The 22550-nt window shown below is 40.8% G+C and carries 21 protein-coding genes; 14 read left to right on the top strand and 7 right to left on the bottom strand.

Annotated features, from left to right (window positions below):
* Nucleotides 1–7: 7 nt before the first annotated feature.
* Nucleotides 8–1726 (bottom strand): assimilatory sulfite reductase (NADPH) hemoprotein subunit, encoded by a 1719-nt coding sequence (gene cysI, locus NSQ72_RS09005; RefSeq protein ID WP_059377376.1) that lies wholly within the window; start codon nucleotides 1724–1726, stop codon nucleotides 8–10.
* A 33-nt stretch (nucleotides 1727–1759) separates the two neighbouring features.
* Nucleotides 1760–3580, bottom strand: coding sequence for an assimilatory sulfite reductase (NADPH) flavoprotein subunit (locus tag NSQ72_RS09000; protein ID WP_341083852.1), 1821 nt, complete (start codon nucleotides 3578–3580; stop codon nucleotides 1760–1762).
* A gap of 262 nt (nucleotides 3581–3842) precedes the next feature.
* Here NSQ72_RS09000 and NSQ72_RS08995 point away from each other — a divergent pair, with 262 nt between their 5' ends.
* Nucleotides 3843–4241, top strand: a complete 399-nt coding sequence (locus tag NSQ72_RS08995) for a DUF3221 domain-containing protein (RefSeq protein WP_341085018.1) — start codon at nucleotides 3843–3845, stop codon at nucleotides 4239–4241.
* 69 nt (nucleotides 4242–4310) lie between these two features.
* On the opposite strand, the gene NSQ72_RS08990 is transcribed toward NSQ72_RS08995, so the two are convergent.
* Complete coding sequence (locus NSQ72_RS08990) at nucleotides 4311–5738, bottom strand: aldehyde dehydrogenase family protein (protein WP_041085402.1); 1428 nt, start codon at nucleotides 5736–5738, stop codon at nucleotides 4311–4313.
* 212 nt (nucleotides 5739–5950) lie between these two features.
* Between NSQ72_RS08990 and NSQ72_RS08985 the strand changes: the two genes are divergently transcribed.
* The 3 genes from NSQ72_RS08985 to NSQ72_RS08975 are packed head-to-tail and all read left to right on the top strand — an operon-like array spanning nucleotide 5951 to nucleotide 7577.
* A complete protein-coding gene (locus NSQ72_RS08985) occupies nucleotides 5951–6376 on the top strand; it encodes a DMT family transporter (RefSeq protein WP_039183136.1) in 426 nt (141 codons plus the stop codon).
* Nucleotides 6377–6389: 13 nt separating this feature from the next.
* Nucleotides 6390–7070: a Crp/Fnr family transcriptional regulator gene (locus NSQ72_RS08980; protein ID WP_341083851.1), complete on the top strand. Its 681-nt coding sequence runs from the start codon at nucleotides 6390–6392 to the stop codon at nucleotides 7068–7070.
* Between the two features lie 21 nt (nucleotides 7071–7091).
* Nucleotides 7092–7577, top strand: coding sequence for a DMT family transporter (locus NSQ72_RS08975; protein ID WP_144464616.1), 486 nt, complete (start codon nucleotides 7092–7094; stop codon nucleotides 7575–7577).
* A 7-nt stretch (nucleotides 7578–7584) separates the two neighbouring features.
* Here the strand turns inward: NSQ72_RS08975 and NSQ72_RS08970 are convergent, their stop codons facing one another.
* The gene (locus tag NSQ72_RS08970; RefSeq protein WP_341083849.1) at nucleotides 7585–8991 is read right to left on the bottom strand and encodes a phospholipase D-like domain-containing protein; all 1407 of its coding nucleotides are present in this window, start codon (nucleotides 8989–8991) and stop codon (nucleotides 7585–7587) included.
* 159 nt (nucleotides 8992–9150) lie between these two features.
* Between NSQ72_RS08970 and NSQ72_RS08965 the strand changes: the two genes are divergently transcribed.
* The 5 genes from NSQ72_RS08965 (at nucleotide 9151) to NSQ72_RS08945 (ending at nucleotide 13746) form a co-directional block, all read left to right on the top strand.
* Nucleotides 9151–9927: a MurR/RpiR family transcriptional regulator gene (locus tag NSQ72_RS08965; RefSeq protein WP_024425669.1), complete on the top strand. Its 777-nt coding sequence runs from the start codon at nucleotides 9151–9153 to the stop codon at nucleotides 9925–9927.
* 130 nt (nucleotides 9928–10057) lie between these two features.
* Nucleotides 10058–10972, top strand: a complete 915-nt coding sequence (gene pfkB / locus NSQ72_RS08960) for a 1-phosphofructokinase (RefSeq protein ID WP_058838630.1) — start codon at nucleotides 10058–10060, stop codon at nucleotides 10970–10972.
* A gap of 12 nt (nucleotides 10973–10984) precedes the next feature.
* Nucleotides 10985–12400 carry a PTS fructose transporter subunit IIC gene (locus tag NSQ72_RS08955; protein ID WP_039179080.1) on the top strand — a complete coding sequence of 472 codons (1416 nt, stop codon included), beginning with the start codon at nucleotides 10985–10987 and terminating at the stop codon, nucleotides 12398–12400.
* A gap of 15 nt (nucleotides 12401–12415) precedes the next feature.
* Nucleotides 12416–12874, top strand: a complete 459-nt coding sequence (locus NSQ72_RS08950; RefSeq protein WP_024427781.1) for a PTS sugar transporter subunit IIA — start codon at nucleotides 12416–12418, stop codon at nucleotides 12872–12874.
* A 2-nt stretch (nucleotides 12875–12876) separates the two neighbouring features.
* Nucleotides 12877–13746, top strand: a complete 870-nt coding sequence (locus NSQ72_RS08945) for a class II fructose-bisphosphate aldolase (protein ID WP_099663324.1) — start codon at nucleotides 12877–12879, stop codon at nucleotides 13744–13746.
* 38 nt (nucleotides 13747–13784) lie between these two features.
* On the opposite strand, the gene NSQ72_RS08940 is transcribed toward NSQ72_RS08945, so the two are convergent.
* Complete coding sequence (locus NSQ72_RS08940) at nucleotides 13785–15305, bottom strand: MDR family MFS transporter (protein WP_059377354.1); 1521 nt, start codon at nucleotides 15303–15305, stop codon at nucleotides 13785–13787.
* A 170-nt stretch (nucleotides 15306–15475) separates the two neighbouring features.
* On the opposite strand from NSQ72_RS08940, the gene NSQ72_RS08935 reads away from it, so the two are divergent.
* The 3 genes from NSQ72_RS08935 to NSQ72_RS08925 all read left to right on the top strand — a co-directional run bounded on the left by NSQ72_RS08935 (nucleotide 15476) and on the right by NSQ72_RS08925 (nucleotide 18163).
* Nucleotides 15476–15895: a MarR family winged helix-turn-helix transcriptional regulator gene (locus tag NSQ72_RS08935; protein ID WP_044335851.1), complete on the top strand. Its 420-nt coding sequence runs from the start codon at nucleotides 15476–15478 to the stop codon at nucleotides 15893–15895.
* A 375-nt stretch (nucleotides 15896–16270) separates the two neighbouring features.
* The gene (locus NSQ72_RS08930) at nucleotides 16271–17824 is read left to right on the top strand and encodes a ribonuclease YeeF family protein (RefSeq protein ID WP_445285742.1); all 1554 of its coding nucleotides are present in this window, start codon (nucleotides 16271–16273) and stop codon (nucleotides 17822–17824) included.
* A 21-nt stretch (nucleotides 17825–17845) separates the two neighbouring features.
* Nucleotides 17846–18163: a hypothetical protein gene (locus tag NSQ72_RS08925; protein ID WP_039179063.1), complete on the top strand. Its 318-nt coding sequence runs from the start codon at nucleotides 17846–17848 to the stop codon at nucleotides 18161–18163.
* A gap of 503 nt (nucleotides 18164–18666) precedes the next feature.
* On the opposite strand, the gene NSQ72_RS08920 is transcribed toward NSQ72_RS08925, so the two are convergent.
* Both NSQ72_RS08920 and NSQ72_RS08915 read right to left on the bottom strand, forming a co-directional pair.
* Nucleotides 18667–19131: a phage tail protein gene (locus NSQ72_RS08920; RefSeq protein WP_341083847.1), complete on the bottom strand. Its 465-nt coding sequence runs from the start codon at nucleotides 19129–19131 to the stop codon at nucleotides 18667–18669.
* 21 nt (nucleotides 19132–19152) lie between these two features.
* A complete protein-coding gene (locus NSQ72_RS08915; protein WP_341083846.1) occupies nucleotides 19153–19632 on the bottom strand; it encodes a GyrI-like domain-containing protein in 480 nt (159 codons plus the stop codon).
* A gap of 104 nt (nucleotides 19633–19736) precedes the next feature.
* On the opposite strand from NSQ72_RS08915, the gene NSQ72_RS08910 reads away from it, so the two are divergent.
* Nucleotides 19737–20699 carry a helix-turn-helix transcriptional regulator gene (locus NSQ72_RS08910; RefSeq protein ID WP_341083845.1) on the top strand — a complete coding sequence of 321 codons (963 nt, stop codon included), beginning with the start codon at nucleotides 19737–19739 and terminating at the stop codon, nucleotides 20697–20699.
* A gap of 345 nt (nucleotides 20700–21044) precedes the next feature.
* Nucleotides 21045–22532, top strand: a complete 1488-nt coding sequence (gene tcuA / locus NSQ72_RS08905; protein WP_341083844.1) for an FAD-dependent tricarballylate dehydrogenase TcuA — start codon at nucleotides 21045–21047, stop codon at nucleotides 22530–22532.
* The last annotated feature ends 18 nt before the right edge of the window (nucleotides 22533–22550 follow it).

Genomic DNA, 22550 nt, shown 5'->3' with positions numbered 1-22550 from the left:
GTCTTTTTTATTGCACATGAAAATTCGTGCCATCTGTTGTTGCTTTTACAATTCCTGCCCGAATCACAAAATCACCGAAATGTTCATCCTCTTCACGTTCTTTTGCATAGCGGGGGAGAAGAGAGCCAAGCTCGTTTAAAATGTCTTCTTCTCCAACATTTTCTCGGTACAGTTTACTTAATCTGCTGCCATCGAAAGCAGCGCCAAGATACATATTGTATTTGCCAGGTGATTTCCCGATAAAGCCAATTTCACCTAGTGCATGACGGGCGCATCCATTTGGACATCCAGTCATACGAATCGTGATTTCTTTATCACTTAAGCCGTTTTCTTCGACAATCTCTTCAATTTTGTCAATTAAGCGCGGGAGGTAGCGTTCTGCTTCTGCCATTGCTAAACCACATGTTGGAAGAGAAACACAAGCCATTGAACTGCGGCGCAGTGCCGAGTGCTGCTGGCCAGCTGATAAACCGAACTCCTGAATGAGCTGCTCGATTTGTTTCTTTTTATGCGTTGTGACATTTCCAATCATTAAATTTTGATTCGCTGTTAAGCGGAAGTCACCTGTATGAATCTTTGCGATTTCACGAATGCCTGTCATCAGCGGGTAGTCATCGTAATCCGTGATGCGGCCGCCTTCTACAAACATCGTATAATGCCATCTGCCATTGATGCCTTTTACCCAGCCATAGCGGTCACCGTTATGATCAAAGTGGTAATCTCTTGCGTCTAAAAGGGTAAACCCTAGGCGGCGTTCAAGCTCTTCTTTTACATTCTCAAGACCGAGACGGTCCACTGTATATTTAAAGCGGGCATTTTTTCTCACCGAACGGTTTCCGTAGTCACGTTGAATAGTGATCACTTGTTTGGCAATCTCTACAACTTGTTCCGGTGTACAAAAGCCAATCACTTTTGCAAGCTGAGGATAGGTCGCTGTATCACCATGCGTCATGCCCATTCCGCCGCCAATCGCGACATTAAAGCCGACTAATTGATCATTTTCAATAATCGCAATGAAGCCTAAATCCTGCGAAAAGACATCGATATCGTTAGCAGGAGGGACCGCCACACCAATCTTGAATTTTCTTGGCAGATAAAGCGGACCATACATCGGCTCAACCTCTGTATCAGGCGTAGCCGCTACTTTTTCCTCATCAAGCCAAATTTCATGATATGCTCTTGTTTGCGGAAGCAGGTCATCACTTAATTTTTTGGCGAGCTCGTATACGTCATGGTGTACTTCTGATTGATAGGGATTTGACGTACACATGACATTACGGTTCACATCGCCGCAAGCAGCGATTGTATCAAGCATAGTAGAGTGGATGTCTTGAATGGTCTTTTTCATGTTCCATTTTAAAATACCGTGAAGCTGAAAGGTTTCGCGCGTTGTCAGCTTTAACGTTCCATTTCCGTATTTGTGAGCAAGCTCATCCATCACTAGCCACTGCTTGGATGTGGCGATTCCGCCAGGGAGGCGGACGCGCAGCATAAATTGATAGGCAGGCTCAAGCTTTTGTTTTTGCCGTTCATTTCTCAGGTCACGATCATCCTGTAAATAACTGCCGTGATGCTTCATCAGGCGGTTGTCATCATCAGGAATACCCGCTGAAATCGGATCAAGCATCACTTCTTTTAATGTACCCCGTAAATAATCACTTTTTTCTTTGATTTCTTCTACGTCGCTCGGAGGTCCATCCGGCGCTGTTAATGCTGTCTTCACCATGTAAGTAAAAGCTCCTTTCTCTCAAGCATTCAATCAATATACGTCACGCTGATAGCGTTTTTGCTGCTGCAAGTTGGCTAGATAGCTTTCTGCTTTCTCTTTGCTCATCGCACCTTCTTCTTGGATGATTGATAGAAGGGTATCATGAACATCATGCGCCATATGTTTTTCATCTCCGCAGACATATACATAGGCACCTTGTTCCAGCCATTCGAATAATTCTTTACTTTGTTTCTTCATTTGGTGCTGGACATATACTTTTTCCTCTGAATCTCTTGAAAAAGCCACATCCATTTTCGTTAACACACCATCTTTTAACCACTTTTGCCATTCGGTTTGATATAAGAAATCCGTCACAAAGTGCTGATCACCGAAGAACAACCATGACTTTCCATCTGCACCGACTTCCTCACGCTCCTGCATAAATGAACGGAAAGGGGCGATACCTGTGCCTGGTCCCACCATAATGATCGGTGCATCATGGTTTTCAGGAAGCTTAAAGTTTTGATTGTGCTGGATATAAACAGGCAGCTTATCACCTGGCTCTAAGCGCTCCGCACATAAGATTGAGCAGACACCTTGACGTTCTCTTCCGTGAGCATCATATCTCACTGCACCGATCGTCAAATGAACTTCTTCTTCATTTGCTTTAAGGCTGCTTGCAATGGAATAAAGGCGTGCAGGAATTTTTCTTAAAATCGCAGCGAAGTCTGCCGCTGTTCCTGCAAAAGGACCGAAATCACGAGCAGCATCTACTAAATCTCTTCCTGCTATATACGCTTTTAATTTTTCTTCGCTTCCTTCTTCTAAAAGGGCCTGCAAGGCTTCGCTTTTTGTAAAGGACGACATCTTTTGAAGAAGAGATTTTGTTAATACGGTAATCTCAAAATGAGAGGTGAGTGCTTCTTTTAAAGGAAGCGTGTCGCCGTTTTTATGAACGGTGACGGTTTCCTCTGCATTCCATCCGCATGTTGTGATCAGTTCATCAACAAGCGCAGGATCATTTGTTGGATAAATACCAAGGCTGTCACCTGGCTCATAAACAAGTCCTGATCCTTCAAGAGAAAGCTCCAAATGACGTGTTTCTTTGTTAGAGCCGCGGCCATTTAGGTTGATATTTTCAAGCACTTCAGCATAAAAAGGATTTGTTCTTGAGTATTCAGATGCAGCGGTTTGAGTGTTTACTCCTGCTGATTCCTGCTGGGTTGCTACGGCTCCGCCTTCACTAAGTGAAGATGCCACCCCTTGAAGCCATTCAGAAAACGGCTCATCATAATCAAGGTCACAGTCCACTCGATCGACAAGACGCGTTCCGCCAAGCTCTTTTAAACGCTCATCAAATTCTTTACCTGTTTGACAGAAGAATTCGTAAGAGCTGTCGCCAAGTGAAAGGACAGAAAAGCTTAAATGATCGAGCTTTGGTGCACGTCTGCCGTGAACATATTCATGGAAAGAAAGGGCATTATCAGGCGGATCTCCCTCACCATGTGTGCTCACAATGATCAGTAAATTGTTTATTTTTTTCAGACTATTTGGTTTAAAATCTGACATAGAAGAGAGCGTCACTTGAAAACCTTTCTCTTCAAGATGCTGCGCTGTCTTTTTTGCTAACCCTTCAGAATTGCCTGTTTGCGAGCCATAAAGCACGGTCACATCTTTGCTGACAGGCTGCGCTGGTGCTTCAGCAGAAGGAGAAGGGGTTTGGGCAGTATTTTCTAATCCGGTTAAAGCTGCCTGTGCTGATAAATAACCGGTAAGCCAAATTTTTTGCTGATCTGTTAAAGTCGGAAGCAGCTGATTAAGCAGTTCTGCCTGCTGCTGACTAAACGGACTGTTCAATACATGAAGTTGCAACGATATCCACCTCACAAGGAATATAAACATAGATTAATTCGATAGGAATTATATATATAGGTTCAATTTGAACTTTACCGAAAGTTTGCCATTAAGTAAAATATATAATATTGATTGTCATGATTAAGATTTCTAATACCTTTGCAAAGTGAAGGAACTTGAAGATGAATCGCTTATCTGTATAAAGCACCTTAAGAAAAATGGGGCCGTTTTGAATGAAGAAGTTAATCGTAAGGAATTGAAAAGGGGTGTATGAAAATTGATGCAGCTAAAATTTAAAAACATAAAATATTTTCGGCTTGTCTTCTTGATTGTTCTCATTTTATTAGCAGCGTGCAATTCTCCAAAGGGCAATATAAAGGATTCATACAATAAGAATAAAACAACAACATCTTTTTCAAAAAAAGGCGTACTGCTAAGTAAAGGGGAAACAAATTTACTTCTTATAAATAATAGAACGCCTCTAAAAAGCGATGATTCATTGAAAACTCATCTTCTTATTGAAAAGTATAAAAATGATCTCATCGTTATGGATTTAACGAAAGTAGATTCTAAAAAGCTGTCACAGGGTCAAACGATTGAGGTTTGGTTTGATGAATTACAAGAATCGTCTCCTCCTAAAGCAACGGTCAAAAAATATCACATCATAATGGATAAGTAGGGGAGCAGGGGCAGATTCTTTCTATCATGAAAAAGGAGAAAAACCCTAAGGTTTTTCTCCTTTCTCAAATTATGCTGTTGGAAGTCCCATCACAGCTTTCACTTCTAAATATTCCTCGATTCCGAAGTCTCCCCATTCTCTTCCGATACCAGATTGCTTAAAGCCGCCAAACGGGGCAAAGTAATCTGTTTCGGCATTGTTAATAGTAATTTGACCAGCACGAATATGTTCAGCTACATATTTTAATGTTTTTTCATCTTTTCCAACCACATAGCCAGCAAGACCGTACACTGTATCATTGGCAATCTCAAGGGCATGATCCAGGTCTTGATATGTGATCACACTCATGACGGGTCCGAATATTTCCTCTTGCGCAATGGTCATATCATTTTTCACATTTGTGAAAATAGTATGCTTGGCGAAATATCCTTTGTCTAGTCCGTCCGGCTTCCCAGTTCCCCCAGCAAGCAGATTAGCACCTTCTTCAATACCTTTTTCAATATAAGACTGCACGGTATCCCATTGCTTTTTGGAGACAAGCGGGCCAGTGGCGTGATCTTCTCGCGGATCACCAACTGTAAACTTCGGCAGGGCATTCAGCAGCGCTTTTTCAAATGCGTCTTTCATTGACTCTGGAATCAGTACACGTGTGGCTGCGGAACATACTTGGCCTGTATTCATCGCAATATGATGAACGGCTGTTTCGGCTGCCTCATCCACATCTGCATCATCTAAGACGATAAGAGGGGATTTCCCGCCGAGCTCAAGAGCCACTTTCTTAATATTGTCTGCAGCGTTCTCCATTATTTTAGAGCCGACAGCACCTGATCCAGTAAATGAAACAAAGTCAATATCAGGGTGTGAGCTAATGCCGTCACCAATGACGTCACCAGTTCCGTTAACTAGGTTGAAGACTCCTTTTGGTACGCCTGCTTCATCAATGATGTCTGCAAGAATCATTGCGGCAAAAGGTGTAATTTCCGCAGGCTTTAAGACAACTGGTGAACCTGCTGCAATGGCACCTGCGATTTTAAGTGATGTTTGATTCGTTGGGAAATTCCAAGGTGTAATCAATCCGCTGACACCAATCGCTTCTTTTATAATGGTATGCCCGCCGCGGTCCTCAGTAAATGTATAAGATTTAAGTGCTTCCGCTGCTTTAGAAAAATGTTCATGTCCCATTTTGTAATGAACCTCTTCTGATACTTTCAGCGGTGCACCGAGCTCTTGTGTCATGACTTCTATCAGTTCATCCTTACGTTTTTCGTAGCCGCGCACAATGTTTTCAAGCATCTTTACGCGTTCATTTCGAGATGTTTTTGAGAAAGAAGGGAAGGCCGCACGAGCAGCTTTGACTGCCTTATCTAAATCTTCTTTTGTACCTAAACTAATGGTGCCAATGACTTCCTCTGTAGCAGGATTGATGACTTCCGTCGTTTCGTTTCCTGTTGATGCGATCCATTCTCCGTTAATAAAATGTTTCTCTTGATTTCTCATTCTGACATGTCTCCTTTTTATATGTGATTCCATTCAATATTCTGTTTTCAGGTGATATAAAACTGTACCCACTGTGAAAAATCTAAAACGATGAAACTGTAAAAGAAAAAGTTTCTGATATAATACGCAAAGTGGGACATATGTCCTTTTCAACATCAGGGCATCTATCATTTAATGGAACTAGACTGAAAAAAGAAGGAGCATTTGAACGAATGAAAGGTGTTATTTTCGCTTTATTAGGAGGCGCTTGTATTACACTGCAAGGCGTAGCAAACGCAAGAATCAGCCAGGATATCGGGACATGGCAGGCGGCAACCATCACGCAGCTGACAGGTTTTGTTATCGCACTTATCATTTTACTGATCGTACGTGACGGACACGTTCGAGAATATCGAAAGGTGCAGCCGCTTTATTTAGTAGGAGGCGCATTTGCAGCCATTATTATTTTTAATGAAGTCACTGCGATTCAAATGATCGGTGTCACACTGACGATCGCTGCTTTACTCATTGCACAGCTGGCATTTACCTTTGCAATCGATGCAAAAGGATGGTTTGGTGTACAGAAGAAGAAAATGAAATGGCCGCATTATGCAGGAATTCTATTGATGATCGCGGGTGTAATCATTTTAAAGCTATAAAGGAGGGCGTCAGATGGAAGAGCTTCATGATGAATGTCTATTTTCCTCTTATCTCAAGGCACATCAATTAGAAAACGTCTTTCATCAGAAACTCATATCACATGTCAGCTTATGGCGCTATGAGCAAGGTGAGCTGATTTGTTCAAAGGGAGATCAGAGGGAGCACTTGTACTTGTTAGTAAAAGGGAAATTAAAGATTTTCACCACCACAAAGGAAGGGAAGACCTTTATTCTTTGTTTTAAACATCCTCTTGAAGCGATTGGAGATATTGAATACGTTCAGCAGACAGATATGGTCAATACAGTGGAGGCTGTCACAGAAGTACATATGCTAAGGATTTCTCATCAAGCGCTCATGCGTCATGCGAAGGATGACCCCCGCATATTAGCCTTTTTATTAAAAGGTATTACAAACAAATTTTATACGAAATCAAACGATTTGAGCTTCCACCTTTTATATCCTGTAGAGGTCAGGCTCGCAAGCTACTTATTGTCTGTGTTAACAGGTGATAACAGCGCGAGCGCACTTCGTCTTACCGATGCGGCGAGCTTAATTGGTACAAGCTACAGGCATATTAACCGGGTGATTCAGCAATTTTGTGAAAAAGGGCTGATAGAGAGGCAAAGAGGCGAGATTACGATTCTTGACCGGAAAGGGCTCTTAGAAATAGCAGAGCACAACATTTATGAATAGAAGAAATGAAGGGATTCAGACATGATCATAGGAATAGGATTAGCCATCGCGGCTGGCGCACTCGTCAGCTTACAAACCATTTTTAACAGTAAGGTCAATGAGCAGACAGGCTCTTGGTCAACAACCACTCTCGTTCTAGGTATGGGCTTTATTGCTTCACTTTTGATGGGTCTTTTGCTAGAAGGAACCGGCATGTTTCAATTAAGACATATGGAAGCGTGGTACTGGATTAGCGGAGCCATTGGAGTAGGTGTGGTCATCTGCCTCGTTCAAGCAATCAAACGTCTTGGTCCGACTTATGGAATCTCAATTGTCCTGATTTCACAGCTTGGCTGCGCGCTTTTGTTCGATTCGCTTGGCTGGCTTGGGTTAGAGAAAGTGGAATTTTCGCCCGCAAAACTATTAGGTGTCATTGTGATTGTTGCAGGGATCTTGGTGTTTAAATTGACCAAATTGGAGGCAGTAGAAGAAGAGCAATCAGAAGAAAAAGGGCTGCCACAAGAGTAGCTGCCCTTTAGATCAACCGCCGCCATAAAACGGTTATCGTGGATAAACCATTTAAAAGGAGCCTTTTCATCAAAGGCTTTTTTTTCTGCCCATAGGCGTCCGCTTTATAGGCTGCTTTGTCCTTCGCGACGAGAATACTATAGGCGATTTTACGTTCGATTGCCTGAGTAAGTGATAGCGCAAACGGGGCACTATCAATGACCAAAATCGACTCTGTATTTAAAAAACTAGACCTCGCATCTAAATTATATGTCCCAATAATACTTAAATAATCATCAATGACCATCGATTTCGCATGAATGGAATACGGACCTTCATATTCGTACAAATGAACGCCTGTTTTCATCAGTTCCTTTTTCGTGCTTAAGTAGCCTGCAAAAGCTAAAGGATTTGGTGTCGCTGTCAGAGAATTCGTGACAACTGTTGTTTGAATCTCGCTAGCTAATGGAGTGAGGCCGTCCTTCATGGGTCGTGTCGGGATAATATAAGGCGTCTGTATGAGCACAGAACGCTTAGCCCGGTGAGCAAGATCGTTTAATTTTTTCAGTACAAGAGGACGCTTATTGAAGCGCTCCACTGGATTTGTAAAGAATGCAATCTGTTTTACTGAGGTGGTATCTGCTGCCCAATTAAAAGAAGACATCACAAAAGGTTCTTTCGTACGCACTGCCTCCTGATAGGATCTAAGCAGTTTCTTTCTTAGTTTTAAGCCTTTTTTTGCTTTTTGCTTGGAGAACACGGCTTTTGTTTTTTTCGTAAAGTTATGATTCCATAAATAAACGAAATATTGCTCCATTTCATCTAATACTTTTCCTTTTTTGTCGTTATAAAGCAGCACATCGCGGTCAAATGCAAAGTCTTTCGGCGGCTGATCTGCAAAGTATTTATCACCGATATTTCTTCCGCCCATGACAGCTACTCGGCCATCTGCCAGCAGCAGCTTATCATGAAGGCGGTTATGCCACGTCCATGGCTTAAATAACCGAAAGGGCTCATAAAAACGAATGGCCATGTTCGGGTGATTTGCCACGGCATACCTTAAATGCTTCAGCGGTCCACGCAAACTGTGGCAGATGCCGTCTAAAAGCAGCTGAACTTTCACCCCTCGATCAGCTGCTTCAATCAAAGCACCTAGTACCCATTCGGCTGTTTTTCCCTTTTGAATGGAGTAATAACTAAGACGGATCATCCTCTTTGCCTCACGAATCATTTGAATTCTGGCCTGGCCAGACTCAAATCCATCGTCAAGAAGCATCACTTGATTTGTGCCCTGATCGTCTCCTGAGATGGAAGAGGCTTTATAGATACAATGTTCTTTGCATGTTTTTTGAATCGGTAAATAAAACAAAACAAATGCGGTCAAAAAGACATAAACGACATAGAGAAGGATCAGATAAAACAAAAGATGAAGCATACGGATCAGCTCCTTTCACATAGACACAACTTTTCCTTAGTTTATGTCAAAAATAAAATTTCACTCATTTTCGCCTTTCACCTAAATACATGACAAAAGAATCATCTTGTTTTTATTGGGCATTTAATTATAGTATGAAATGAGTAAGGGGGAATCGAATTGAACGAATCATTATTTAACATCCCAAGCGATGTATATCAAACGTTAAGTGAAACAGAGCGTTATTTACTCAATTATATTCACCAGCATTTAGAGGATATCTCCACCTTATCCATTGTCACTTTAAGCGAAAGAGCCAATGTATCGACAGCCACAATTGTCAGACTGATGAAAAAAATTGGTTATAATGGCTATACATCCTTTAAATATCGATTGAAACAAGAAAAGAAAATGACAGATGCAAGCGACCAGCTCAAGAATATTGATGAAGACATCAAACTAGCGATTCGGAAAAATGAAGAAGAGGTTTTAAAGACGATCCAGCTGCAAAGTATTGGACAAATTGAAGATGCCGTTCAAAAAATACATAATGCAGACAAAATTTATATTTTCGGCAGAGGCTTCTCAGAAATGATCGCCAAAGAGATGACCATCAAATTACAGCTCATTGGGAAAACATGTGAAGTACACGACGATCCGAATATCATTCGGCTGAAATCACGAGACATTGAAAAAAGTGAGCTTGCCATCTTTGTTTCATTAAATGGCGAAACAGCTGAGCTTGTTGAAGCGTGTCAAAACCTCAGCATGAAGCAAGTCACAACCATTACGGTCACGACAAGAATAGATTCTACATTAAGCAAAATATCAGATATGACACTAGTCGGATATAAAGGGGAACAATCTTTCTTTCCAGATTATGAAGTCAGATCCCGCCTGTCTCTCCATGTCATTGCCCGCATTTTACTCGATGCCTATGTGATCCGAATGAAATAACCAATAAGAAAGCCTTCGAGACTTTGATCTGGAAGGCTTTTTCTCATGAAAACCTTTACACATTCTGAAAACATTTTCACTGAATCGTATGAGATACTTTCTTTAGAGAAAAGAAAGAAGGTGAAACCAATTGATTTATACCTGCACCTTAAATCCTGCTATTGACCTATATATTGCATTAAAAGAAATGCGGGCAAATGCAGTCAACCGTACGGAAGATGAAGATTATCAGCCGAATGGAAAAGGCGTGAACGTGTCGATTATGCTAAAGAAATATGGCTTCACCAGCACTGCATTAGGGTTTATCGCTGGGTTTTCAGGCTCTTATATTGAACAATCCTTAAAGGATCTCTCTATTCAGACCGATTTTATCTCGGTTGAGGGAATTACACGCATTAATGTTTTTATCAATACGACAGAAGAATACAAGCTCGTGAACCAGGGCCCTGCGATTGAAGAAAGAGCGCTTCACGCCTTTCGTGAGAAAATTGCAGCTATCCCGCAGGGGGGCATCCTCATCATGTCAGGCAGTTTGCCAAAGGGCGTTCCTGCCAGCATTTTTTCAGAAGTAGCAGCTATTTGCCATCAACAGAAGGTCAAGTTCATTTTAGACACAAGCTCTGCAGCGGTTCTTGAGACGCTTCAATACAAGCCGTATTTATTAAAACCAAATGAAGAAGAAATTGCTGCTTTTTTCGGCAAAACACATCCTCTGTCAGAAAAAGAACTCATTCAATCAGGAGAAAAGCTTATTGAGATGGGTGCAGAGCAAGTGCTTATTTCCCGCGGGGGAGAAGGGGCTTTGTTCATTACGAAAAACGCCGTCTTAAAAGGAAACGCACCGACAGGCATTGTAGTAAACACAGCTTGCTCTGGAGATGCGATGCTTGCAGCTTTTCTTAGTAAACAGCTTGAAGGACATTCACCTGAAGAATGCTTACGATACGGCATTGCAACAGGAGCCTCTACCGCATTTTCGAAAGGCTTAAGTGATTTACATGACATTGATTCATTGATTGAGCAAGTACACATACAGAAAATATAAGGGGGAATACACATGAGCCGTAAAAAAATTGTCGCTGCAACCGGCTGTCCAACAGGCATTGCACACACATTTATGGCAGCTGAAGCATTAAAAATCGCTGCTGAGCAACTAGGGGTCGACATCAAAGTCGAAACGCATGGTCAAGTAGGAATTGAAAACGCTTTAACTGATCAAGACATTATGGAAGCAGATGGAGTCATTGTGGCAGCCGACAAAGATGTGCATACAGACCGTTTTCACGGCAAGCCACTGATTGAAGTGCCTGTAGCCAAAGGCATTCGCACGCCGACTGAGCTGATTCAGAGCATTATCAATGGAGATGCTCCCGTTCATCAAGTGAAAGGAAGAGCTTCTGGAACAGAGAAACCATCTGCTCCTTCATCCTCTCAACAAAAGTCGGCAAATAAATGGATACACACTATTTATAAGCACTTAATGAACGGTGTATCGCACATGCTGCCATTTGTCGTTGGAGGCGGGGTCTTAATAGCTATTTCCTTCCTATTCGGAATCTACTCTGCTGATCCTCAGCACGAAACATATCATCCGTTTGCTGCCTATTTGAAAAGCATTGGCGGACTTGGCTTTAGCTTAATGGTACCAATTTTAGCAGCATTTATCGCTGATTCAATTGCAAGACGCCCAGGGATGGTCGTCGGCTTTATAGGAGGGCTCCTTGCAAATGATGGAGGTGCTGGCTTCTTAGGCGGTATAATCGCAGGTTTTGCAGCAGGATATATCATTTTATTGCTTCAATTCTTGCTTCAAAAATTACCAGCATCGCTTGATGGATTAAAATCGATCTTCATCTATCCTGTCATCGGTATTTTCTTAATTGGGGCTGTCATGACCCCGCTATTGGTTCCCATCACAGGGTTAAATAATTCCTTAATGGATTTTCTCTCATCTGTACAATCCACAAATCCGCTGCTTTTAGGCTTAATTGTGGGAGCAATGTGTGGATTTGATATGGGCGGACCATTTAACAAAGCAGCCTATGTTACAGGAACGGCTTTACTTGCACAAGGCAACCTTTACTTTATGGCAGGTGTGTCTGCAGCATGTATCACACCACCACTTATCATTGCGATTGCTACAACCATTTTCCGAAAACATTTCACGCCACAAGAACGAAATGCTGGGGCAATCAACTATATTCTGGGGGCGACACATATTACAGAAGGAGCCATCCCATTTGCGGCAAAAAACCCAGTCGTTGTCCTGCCAATTATCATGTTTGGTTCCGCCATCTCTGCTATATTGACATATTTGTTTGGCGTACAGGTTCCAGCTCCGCATGGTGGATTCCTTGTCCTTCCAGTTGTCACAGGTGCATTCCAATGGGTGCTTTCCATACTAATCGGATCAATTGTAGGTGCGATTCTATACGGACTTTACCGTAAAAAAATAGACAAACCCGCAGTTTAAGAGGGAGGAAGAGAAATAATGGAACATATCTATATGAATCTTCACGAAACAGCTTCTTCACAGGCTGGCGTGTTCGCAGCCATTGCTGACATTGCCTACAAAGCAGGTATTTGCACCTCACCAGAGGATGTCAAAAAAGGCTTAGCGGAAAGAGAAGCACTGAGTACAACTGGATTTCAAGATGGATTTGCTATTCCGCATACACAAACAGAAGCCATCACGAAACCAGCACTTGTGATCGTCCGCACGGAAACAGGCATTGAATGGGACGCTTTTGATGGGAAACCTTGCTTTTTCTTCTTATCCTTACTGATCCCTAAAAGTGAAGCAGGGACGACTCATTTAAAGGCTCTTTCTGCCCTTTCACGAGGCTTAATGGATGAAACGAAACGTCAAAAACTGCTGGAAACAAGAACAAATGAAGACATGCTGGCTGTATTAGAAACGGATATTTTAACTAGAGAGGATGTTTGATCATGCCTTTACTTTCAACAACACCAATGCTTGAGGCTGCGAAAAAAGAAAAATACGGAATTGTGGCATTCAATGTGCACTCCTTTGACAGTATCTATTGGGTGCTCGAAACTGCTGCAGAATTAAAGTCACCTGTGATATTGCAAACAACGGTTGGAACGGTTCAATCTCTTGGCGCAAAAGCGATTGCAGATACAGTGAAGGCGGCGGCTGATCAATATCAAATCCCAATCGGTCTTCACCTCGATCATTGCACAGACTTTGATGTGATTCTCACCTGTATCAGAGCGGGATATACATCCGTTATGATCGATGCATCTATGCATTCATATGAAGAAAATGTTCGTCGCTCAAAAGAAGTCGTGGATCTTGCCTTAAAAGTGGGTGTAAATGTCGAAGCAGAATTAGGCAAGGTAGGCGGTGTCGAAGATGATATCGTTGTTGATGAAAAGGATGCTGAAAAAGCCGTTCCATCAGAATGCCGTCAATTTGTAGAAGAAACTGGGGTGCCCACTTTAGCACCTGCGATTGGTACTGCCCATGGCATTTATAAAGGGGTGCCGGATATTGACTTTGCCCGCATTGAACAAATTGCGGACCTGGTCGATGTACCACTTGTTCTCCACGGTGGTTCTGCTGTACCGGATGAGGATGTGAAGCGATGCGTTGCACTTGGTATGGCAAAGGTGAATGTCTCAACTGAATTGAAAAATGCATACTCCGAGGCCATACGTGATCATTTCTCAAATGAACCTGAAAGCTTAGATCCGCGTATGTATTTACAAAAAGCAAAACAAGCAGCAAAAGACATGGTCCAATCGAAAATACGAATCGTTGGCAGTGAGGGCAAAGCCCATCCGCTATATCAATAAGAAAAAAAGCAGAGCTGCAATTGCTCTGCTTTTTTACATTATTCGTTTTCTTTCATTTCATTTGATGTACGTACTCGTGCATTTCCCATAAATATGACTGTAATCGCCGCAAGTGCAATCGGGAATAAAGCAAGCAAAAATACATACGTAATACTTTGTGACATTGCATCGATGACTTTATTTAAAATATCAGTCGGAATTTGTGAGCGGGCACCTTCTTGGAAAATAGCCTGTGGATCGCCTATTTGAGAAGGGGCTCCTTTCATTCCACTAAAGGCATCAGCTAAACGATTTGTCAGCACATTGGTTTGAATTGTCCCGAAAATCGTGACACCGAGTGTCATCCCAAGTGATCTCATAAATGAATTGGTCGAGTTTGCACTGCCTCGGTAGCGCGGCTCAAGATCATTCATTGAAGCTGACGGCAGAAGGGAGAAGCTGAACCCTACCCCAAAGCCTGATATCATCATAAAGAGTGTGAGCCACAGTCTTGCTGTATCTGGTGACATATTGGCAAGCAGCAGCATCCCAGCGAAAAATGAAATGACAGAGATGGTCATAAGACGTCTGAAAGGCACTTTCGTCTGCATCGTTCCGCCAATCATACTGCCAATGACTGATCCAATCATCATCGGTGTTAAAATAAACCCTGCACTTGTCGCAGATTCACCGTACACCGCCTGCACGAAAATAGGAATAAAGACAGCAAGAATAATGAATGTCCCACCATATAAAAACGCCAAAATTTGAGATGTCGCAAATAATCGATTTTTAAACATCCAAAATGAGATAATCGGTTCCTCAGCTTTACGCTCAACAATAAAGAAGATCGTACCGAACACAAGAAACACAGCAAAAAGTGTGAGGATTTGCACCGAATCCCAAGCATAAGATTTACCGCCAAGCTCAAGGGCGAACATTAAGCTGACAACCGCAACGACAAGCGTAATAGCACCTGACCAGTCGATTTTCTGCTTACGATGTTCAAGCGATTCCTGATAATATCTGGCGATCAAGAAGACACTGACAATACCAATCGGCACATTAATATAGAAAACCCAATGCCAGCCGATCGAATCCGTAATAATAGCACCTAAGAGCGGTCCGAGTACACTTGATAAACCAAAGACAGCTCCAAACATACCAGACATTTTTCCACGCTTTTCAGGCGGGAAGATGTCAAAGATAATTGTAAATGCGATTGGAAGAAGGGCACCGCCTCCAAGCCCTTGAATGGCTCGGTAAATAATGAGCTGATCCATCGTTTGTGCGATACCGCACAGCGCTGATCCAATTAAAAAGAAAATAAGTCCAAACAGAAAAAAACGCTTTCGACCATACATATCAGAAAGCTTTCCGTAAATAGGCATTCCCGCCATTACTGCCACCATATAAGAAGCCGTCACCCAAGCAAATTTATCAAAACTGCCCAAATCTGCTACGATACTTCCCATCGCTGTTGCAACAATGGTATTGTCCATCGCTGCCATAAAAATCCCTAACAGCAAACCGATGACAACAAAGCGAGTGGATGCCTTGCCTTTATCCACATGATTCATTTCATTTACCTCCTGCTTACGTTCTCTCCTTATTTTTGCTATGATCAACTTAACCATAAAGTAAGAGAACATTTATCTTGATGATCAAGATAAATTGATTTTAAAGGGAGGAGAACAAGTTGTCAATAAAGAACGAGGCTGAAGACAGCGCAACCCAGATCATCCATACAATGAGGCGCCTCGCCACACGAACCGTTTTATTCCACCAAGCGGCCGCCCAATCACTCGGCCTTTTTCCAACAGATCTCAAATCAGCTGATTTATTAAATGAACTCGGCCCCCTTACAGCAGGAGAACTAAGTGAAAAAACAGGCCTTAGCTCAGGTGCAGTCACAGCTCTTATTGACCGCCTTGAAAAAGCGGGCTACGCCAAAAGAGAAAAGGACCCAAAGGACAAACGAAGAGTTATCATCGTTCCATTAACGGCAGGGAAATCACAGGTGAAAGAACTCTTTCGATCCTTATCAACATCAACGAAGGAACTCACAAATGAATACAAACCAGAAGAATTAGACTTAATTATTCAATTTATAACTGAAGCAGCAGATATCATGGAGCAAGAACTTCAATTGCTTAAGTCTAAATCGTAAAAAGTACACTGATGAGGGTGTGCTTTTTCTAAGTGCATTCCTAATTCATGTAGGGATTGCCTCGACTAGTGACATCTTCCTTACCATAAAATGCTCTATAACTCTTTTTTATAATGGAGTAGCTCAAAAAAATGTTCTATTTAAAAGATTGTTCTAAAAACTACATTATAATTGTTATGACAAAAGTGGAGCTAATGAATTCTATAGTTTGCTTTTCAATTGAAACAATGTTCATTTACATAATCAGTATTGTTTTTGTATCTTAATGCCTATTTAATGACAAACTTTGTATTGGTAAAATTGACCTTGTCAATGAATAGGAAGGAGTGAATTCTGCTGGGGAAGATACTTGATGCAAAAGCACTAACAAGTGCCATGGACACAAGGGCAAAACACTATCAGGAACTCCGCGAACAAATGGTAGATTTAAAAAAGGCATTACAAGGTGTTGCCAACCTCGGTGATGATTTTACTGGAAAAGGTGCCGATAACATTAAAAGCTTCTACAAAGAGCTCGCCGGAAATGTAGACATGTTTATCAATTTCATTGATAAGCAAAAAGCCTTTCATGAAGGTGTTTCTGGAACACTTGATGATACGAGCTTTGGCGGCGATACCTTTGTAGAAGAACACTTTTTAGACAACGCAGTACATATGGGCATCAAGAATGCCAAAAGCATTGTGAAGGATCAAAAAAAGGCACTCAAAACCATTTTTCAAGACATTGATGACCTCATTTCCCTAGAGGTATTTGATAGCCAAACCTTTGATGAAAAAATAGAAGATGCGGAAGATGAACGAAAAAAGACGGTCAAAGATCTGAGAGAGCTTGATCAAAATTTAAAAGATGAATATGCTTTGTCAGAAACAGAGCAGCAAGCTACAATGGCATTGTACGCTGAAATGATGAATGCGACAAATGACGGAAAAGCGATTTCGCCTATGAATTTTGACAAGAAAGCGTATCAAAATAGCGACATCTACAAGGCAAAAAGCGATATTGAAAAGCAAACTTCTGAATATCTGAAAATCAAAAAAGAACAAGAAGAAGCCCGCGAGATCGCAAAGGAACAAGAAGCCCTCACCAACCGTCCTTGGTATGAAAAAGCGCTCGATTACGGTGGAAATATCGTCAATGAACTGACAGGTGTGAACGATGCAAAACGTGCCGCAACAGGCGTTGATCCAATCACGGGCGAGGAACTCACCGCAGGCCAGCGAGTCGCAGCAGGCGGCATGGCAGCAGCAGGCTACATCCCAATCGTCGGCTGGGCAGGCCGCATTTTTAAAGGCGGAAAGGCGGTCTATAAAACGACTCAAGCCACATCAGCTGCAGTCAGAGCAGTCGACATCTACAAGACATCACAAAAATCCTTTGACGCCCTAAAAACATCACAAAAAGGCTTATACGGCCTCACCGCCACAAACGGCTTCAGCGAAGCAATCACAGGCCGCGATATGTTTGGAAATAAGGTCTCGAAAGAACAGCAGGAATCGAGTATGAATGCGGCTCTGGGGATGCTTTTGCCGTTCGGGGTGAAAGGCTTTCATGGTAAAATGGGGATTAAGGGTACGGGTGAAATTGGTTGGAATATGTCAAAAGGCGGAGGGAAAATAAATGGAAGAATGTATTCTCACCATGCTTTGGAAAGAATGGCACCTGATACTCCTGAAGTAAAAGCTACTTTAACAAGTAGAGCAATTAAAAAAGCTGAAGAATTAGGATTTAAACCACAAACAAAAGAATTTAGTGATTTCATCAAAAAATATGTTGATCCAAGAAATATTCCACCTTCAGTTATTGAAGACGCTATAATGAATACGAAAAAGATACCTGGTAATAGAAGTGGAACGTTTGTTCATGAAACACGGGATGTCAAAGTAATTATAAATGAAGCAGGCGATGTTATCACAGTTATACCAAAATAATTAATAAAAGGATGAATACGAATGTTTATCAAGTATGATGAATATGATCTATTAGAACTTTTTCAAAGTGAGCCGGTGAGTATAACAGGCAATATAGATGATGGAGAATTAATTTATACTTACAAAGATGACCAAAATTTCAAGGTGATTTTAACTTTAGATGTATATAAGCAAACGAGTAGTCTAAGTATTACATTTAATGATTCTATAGTATTTACAGGTGATTTTAATAATGTAACAAGTATAAAAAAAGATGACAAAGCTATGGTAATGAACGTGGGCGAAGAAGAGAGGCTAAAAGTTAAATTTTATAAACAAGTTGGAGTGGAGTTACTTTAAAATAGCCTTATTGTATTAGAAAGAAATATAAAACAAATATGATATTCTCTCAGATAAATCAGTAGGTGAAGTAGTTGATACTTCTAAATATAATGTTATTGTTATCATACCTTGACTGGCTATATGCCTTTCAAGGTTTTTGTGTTTATTGGCCTTCATACCGATAAAATGGGGATCTTTTTTCCTGAGTGGGTCATCGTATGATAGAGACAAGCAAAACTAGGCACTCACAGCTTTTATGGTGAGTGTTTTTTAATGAGGGATACTTCACCTCATTTTCTTTGAATATAGATCTGAAAAAAGTATAGATGTTAAACAGTGAAATAGCAGACTAATTGCTTTAACGGCGAAATTCATCATAAGAAGATGAAATTGGTACAATAAACAGAATAACATCCTCTAATAATGCATAGAGAATGCTGCTCTGTTTAGAAGGTGGAAATTATTTTACTTTATTTGTTCAATCAGATTCACAAATTCGAGTGAAGAAAGTGTTTCTCAACTCAATATTCCCCTTTAATTTTAAAGAATGACCCACGAATCGTTCCAGCTAGTTTAGACTTCTGCCTAGCAAATTTAAATTTTCCTTCTAATTCCTTTGGTACGTCCATCCCTTCAGAAAGCTTAAAACCAACAGCGCGTTTTTTCGGGTCATCCACTGTATACAGGACGTTAATTGCAAGACCATCCTCATAAAAAACGTAGGTCCATTTGATATTTTCCACTTGAAAACTTGCCGTTTCTAAAGGTTTGGCTGCAAACTCTAGTTCACGTTCTTCTTTTAACACTCGGTTCACGTAATCAAGGGTCTCCTGACTTTCGCTGGCAGGTATTACTGTAAATTCATGCTTATATTTGTTCATAAAGTAGCGAGCCTCATTCGCTCTTAAGCCAGCAAGTGCTTCTGCTACAGGTGAAGACTCTAAACCAATTGTAGACACATGTTTAAAATCAACGATATAAGCCATTTCTATCCCTCCATATCCTTCTTATTTCCGTACAACAGGAATCCACACCTCACCAAGTAATAAGTCGTTTCGCTGTCCCATTTCTACCACTGCATTCGGTCCACCAACATAGGCGAAATTCTTTGCTTCAGGCAAGACTTGACCGAATGCAATGCCAGTAAGCGTTTGATGCAATTCATCAGCGGTTTTAGCTTCCCCTTTAACGATTAGATATTCCCCTTTAGGAAATTGAATCACTCTGTCCGCTTCTGGTAACGATTCCTCTGTCATGACCCCGACATAATGCATCAGCTTATTATTTACCGCTTCGTTTACGATAAAAATATAGTCATTTGTGGCAATGGCTTTTAAGGTATCTAGCTTACCTTCTTGTGTGACTGCTTGCCAAAAGTCTGCTTTTTCCTTCGTTAGGCCCGCATAGTCTGTGTAATGACTCTGAAGTTCAGTTCCAATACCTAACACGTGAAAGCTGTCTTTTTCTTCTAGTATATACTCTGCCATATTCAACACTTCCTTTTGGTAAATTGATCAAATGTTTTTTTCACTTGATAAATATATAATAGGCTTAAACCATGTCAAAAAATGATACTGTTTAGGGGGACCAGATGAAAAAAGTTGAACGGATTAATACCATCATGCGGTATATTAACAACCGCTCCAACTTTACAATTACTGAAATCATGAGAGAATTTCATATCTCTCGTTCGACAGCAATTAGGGACATCAGAGAAATTGAAGCTATGGGGATGCCGCTTGTCGCAGAAGTCGGAAGGGACGGGGGATATTTTGTAATGAACAATTCTGTCCTGCCAACTGTTCGCTTTACCGATAATGAGATTAAAGCTCTTTTTATTGCCTTTATGGCCACGAGAAACCAACAACTCCCTTATTTAAAGAGTCGCCAGTCTTTAGCTGAAAAATTACTAGGACTCATCTCTGAAACCCAGCAAGATGACCTTGTTCTGTTAAATCGCCTCTTGCTATTTGAAGGGACCAACCCGAATAATCCTGATCTGCTTGATTTGTCCGATCTCCCTCACCCCATGTTAGAAAAATTAATCCAATTGCTTATTTTGGATCGATATTTACTGATTACCATGAGAGAGGAGAAAGTGATGAAGTCCTATCCTATTTACCTTTTGAACCTTTATCGTGAAAAAAGCCTGTGGTTAATTGAAGGCTTTGATGTAAAGGAAGAGAAGAAACGGATTGTGCCTGTCGACAATCTCACAGATGTAGAACCATACTCTACAAAAAATAGATTAAGCAGGAAAAAGATTTTAGAAAAACTAAGTAAGCAGGAGGAAGTAATCAACCTTGTCCTTGAACTTGGTCCAAAGGCAATTGCACAGTTCAAAAAATACCATCCTTTCAAAATGTCAATTTCTTATACGAATCCTTACCAAACTACAGCCATTTTAAAGACTTTTATCAATGTTAATCATTCAGAAGAAATAACCGAAATAACAAATTGGCTATTTTTCCTAGGCGATGATATCAAGGTCCGGGAAATGTCTGTAGAAATCTTGGAAAGTTTACAAGAGAGACTACTCCTATATTGTCCATAATCAATGCTGGTTAGACCTCATGGTAACCGTACCATAAGTAAATAGGGTTTTTTAGAAAGTGCCTCATCCTTATCTCGGAAGGCATTTTTATATTATAGAGGGATCTAACTCCTTGATATTAGTTTGAACCATTATCTCTAGAGAATTTATCTAAAAGTCCTTGTGTTTAATTAGCTAAATGTTTACATAGATAAACCTATTAATAATTGCAAGTAATCAACAGTTATAAACAAAATTTTAAATTGAATTAAAAAAACATATATTTCACTTATGGCTATTTCTTCTTTAACATTAATGTACAGTCACATTTAATGTTACAAAATAAAGTCAAGGAGGAGTAGCTGAGTGAATAACTCATATGATGTTATCGTTGTTGGCGGGGGTAATGCGGCTTTGTGTGCTGCTATTAGTGCGCATGAAGGAGGGGCAAATGTACTTGTTCTTGAAAGGGCACCTATGGAAAAACGTGGAGGAAATTCATATTTCACAGATGGTGCAATTCGAGTAGCCTATAACAGACTAGATATGTTAAGAGAAGTGCTTCCGGATTTAACAGATTATGACTCAGAACAAATTGTAATGCCTCCTTATACAGAGGATGATTTCATGAATGATTTGATGAGAGTGACTTCTGGTAAAAGTGATAACAAATTAGCCCACCATCTCATTTCAAAATCTTTTGAAACTATTAAGTGGATGTATAAAAACGGAGTAAAATTTGAATTAAATTATGATAATCAGTCATATGAAAAAGAAGGAAAGCGGCATTTTTGGGGTGGTTTACCTCTTAAGACTTCTGGAAAAGGTGTTGGCCTCATCAAACAACTTTATCAGTGTGTTGATCAATTAGGAATAAAAGTGGAGTATGATACCAGAACGGTTGATTTAATGAGTGGTGATGATGGGGTAACGGGTGTAGTAGTCGAAAAGAGCGGTGAGTTAGTTCAAATTCATTCTAAGACCGTCATTCTTGCATGTGGTAGTTTTGAAGCAAATAAAAAGATGAGAATCGAATTCCTGGGTAAGGAATGGGAAGATGCGATTGTCAGAGGTACGGAATATAACACTGGAGACGGCTTGGATATGGCAGTGAAAGCTGGTGCTTCTAAATATGGAGATTGGAGCAGCTGCCATTCTATAGGCACTGATTATAATGCTCCAGCGGTTGGTGATTTTAACAAGCCTGGCGATATTTACAAGAAATCCTCTTTTCCACTTGGCTTAATGTTTAATTTGGAAGGGAAGAGATTTGTAGATGAAGGAGCAGATTTTAGGAATTATACGTACGCTAAATATGGAAGAGAAATTCTCAAGCAGCCCGGTCATAAAGCATTTCAAGTATTTGATGCCAAAGTACATCCATTATTACGCGATGAATATACTTTGGACGAAGCTACCTTCTATCAAGCTGATAGCTTAGAAGAACTTGCAGGCTTAATGAAAATCAGTAAAGAAGTGTTTAAAGATACGATACAAGAATATAATTTGTCCGTGCAAGAAGGAGACTATAATCCTTCCATTAAGGATGGAAAGGGGACTGTAGGGATAACGCCGCCAAAAACAAATTGGGCGCTGACAATAGATCAAGCACCTTATTATGCTTATCCGGTAACATGCGGTGTTACCTTTGCATTTGGCGGTCTTCGAGTGAATACAAATGCCGAGGTCTTAAATTCTAAGAATAAACCTATTAAGGGTTTATACGCAGCTGGTGAGATGGTAGGGGGTATTTTCTATGAGAACTATCCAGGTGGTTCAGGTTTAATGTCTGGTTCAGTATTTGGAAAAACTGCTGGTTTCAATGCTGCATCAATTCTAAAACAACATGCATAGAAATAGGGCTATCGGATA

Origin of the sequence: Bacillus sp. FSL R5-0659 (genome assembly GCF_038008785.1) — a bacterium.
GTDB lineage: Bacteria > Bacillota > Bacilli > Bacillales > Bacillaceae > Bacillus > Bacillus safensis.
This window is presented reverse-complemented; position numbering and strand designations above follow the sequence as displayed.

What these genes read in the sequence shown, in the direction of transcription:
- NSQ72_RS08925 (WP_039179063.1), top strand. Translation starts at nt 17,846, where the DNA reads ATGTTTATCAAGTATGATGAATATGATCTATTAGAACTTTTTCAAAGT.
- cysI (WP_059377376.1), bottom strand. Translation starts at nt 1,726, where the DNA reads ATGGTGAAGACAGCATTAACAGCGCCGGATGGACCTCCGAGCGACGTA.
- NSQ72_RS08975 (WP_144464616.1), top strand. Translation starts at nt 7,092, where the DNA reads ATGATCATAGGAATAGGATTAGCCATCGCGGCTGGCGCACTCGTCAGC.
- NSQ72_RS08920 (WP_341083847.1), bottom strand. Translation starts at nt 19,131, where the DNA reads ATGGCTTATATCGTTGATTTTAAACATGTGTCTACAATTGGTTTAGAG.
- NSQ72_RS08970 (WP_341083849.1), bottom strand. Translation starts at nt 8,991, where the DNA reads ATGCTTCATCTTTTGTTTTATCTGATCCTTCTCTATGTCGTTTATGTC.
- NSQ72_RS08995 (WP_341085018.1), top strand. Translation starts at nt 3,843, where the DNA reads ATGCAGCTAAAATTTAAAAACATAAAATATTTTCGGCTTGTCTTCTTG.
- NSQ72_RS08910 (WP_341083845.1), top strand. Translation starts at nt 19,737, where the DNA reads ATGAAAAAAGTTGAACGGATTAATACCATCATGCGGTATATTAACAAC.
- NSQ72_RS08985 (WP_039183136.1), top strand. Translation starts at nt 5,951, where the DNA reads ATGAAAGGTGTTATTTTCGCTTTATTAGGAGGCGCTTGTATTACACTG.
- NSQ72_RS08955 (WP_039179080.1), top strand. Translation starts at nt 10,985, where the DNA reads ATGAGCCGTAAAAAAATTGTCGCTGCAACCGGCTGTCCAACAGGCATT.
- NSQ72_RS08990 (WP_041085402.1), bottom strand. Translation starts at nt 5,738, where the DNA reads ATGAGAAATCAAGAGAAACATTTTATTAACGGAGAATGGATCGCATCA.
- NSQ72_RS08915 (WP_341083846.1), bottom strand. Translation starts at nt 19,632, where the DNA reads ATGGCAGAGTATATACTAGAAGAAAAAGACAGCTTTCACGTGTTAGGT.
- NSQ72_RS08945 (WP_099663324.1), top strand. Translation starts at nt 12,877, where the DNA reads ATGCCTTTACTTTCAACAACACCAATGCTTGAGGCTGCGAAAAAAGAA.
- NSQ72_RS08930 (WP_445285742.1), top strand. Translation starts at nt 16,271, where the DNA reads ATGGACACAAGGGCAAAACACTATCAGGAACTCCGCGAACAAATGGTA.
- NSQ72_RS08935 (WP_044335851.1), top strand. Translation starts at nt 15,476, where the DNA reads ATGAGGCGCCTCGCCACACGAACCGTTTTATTCCACCAAGCGGCCGCC.
- NSQ72_RS08940 (WP_059377354.1), bottom strand. Translation starts at nt 15,305, where the DNA reads ATGAATCATGTGGATAAAGGCAAGGCATCCACTCGCTTTGTTGTCATC.
- NSQ72_RS08980 (WP_341083851.1), top strand. Translation starts at nt 6,390, where the DNA reads ATGGAAGAGCTTCATGATGAATGTCTATTTTCCTCTTATCTCAAGGCA.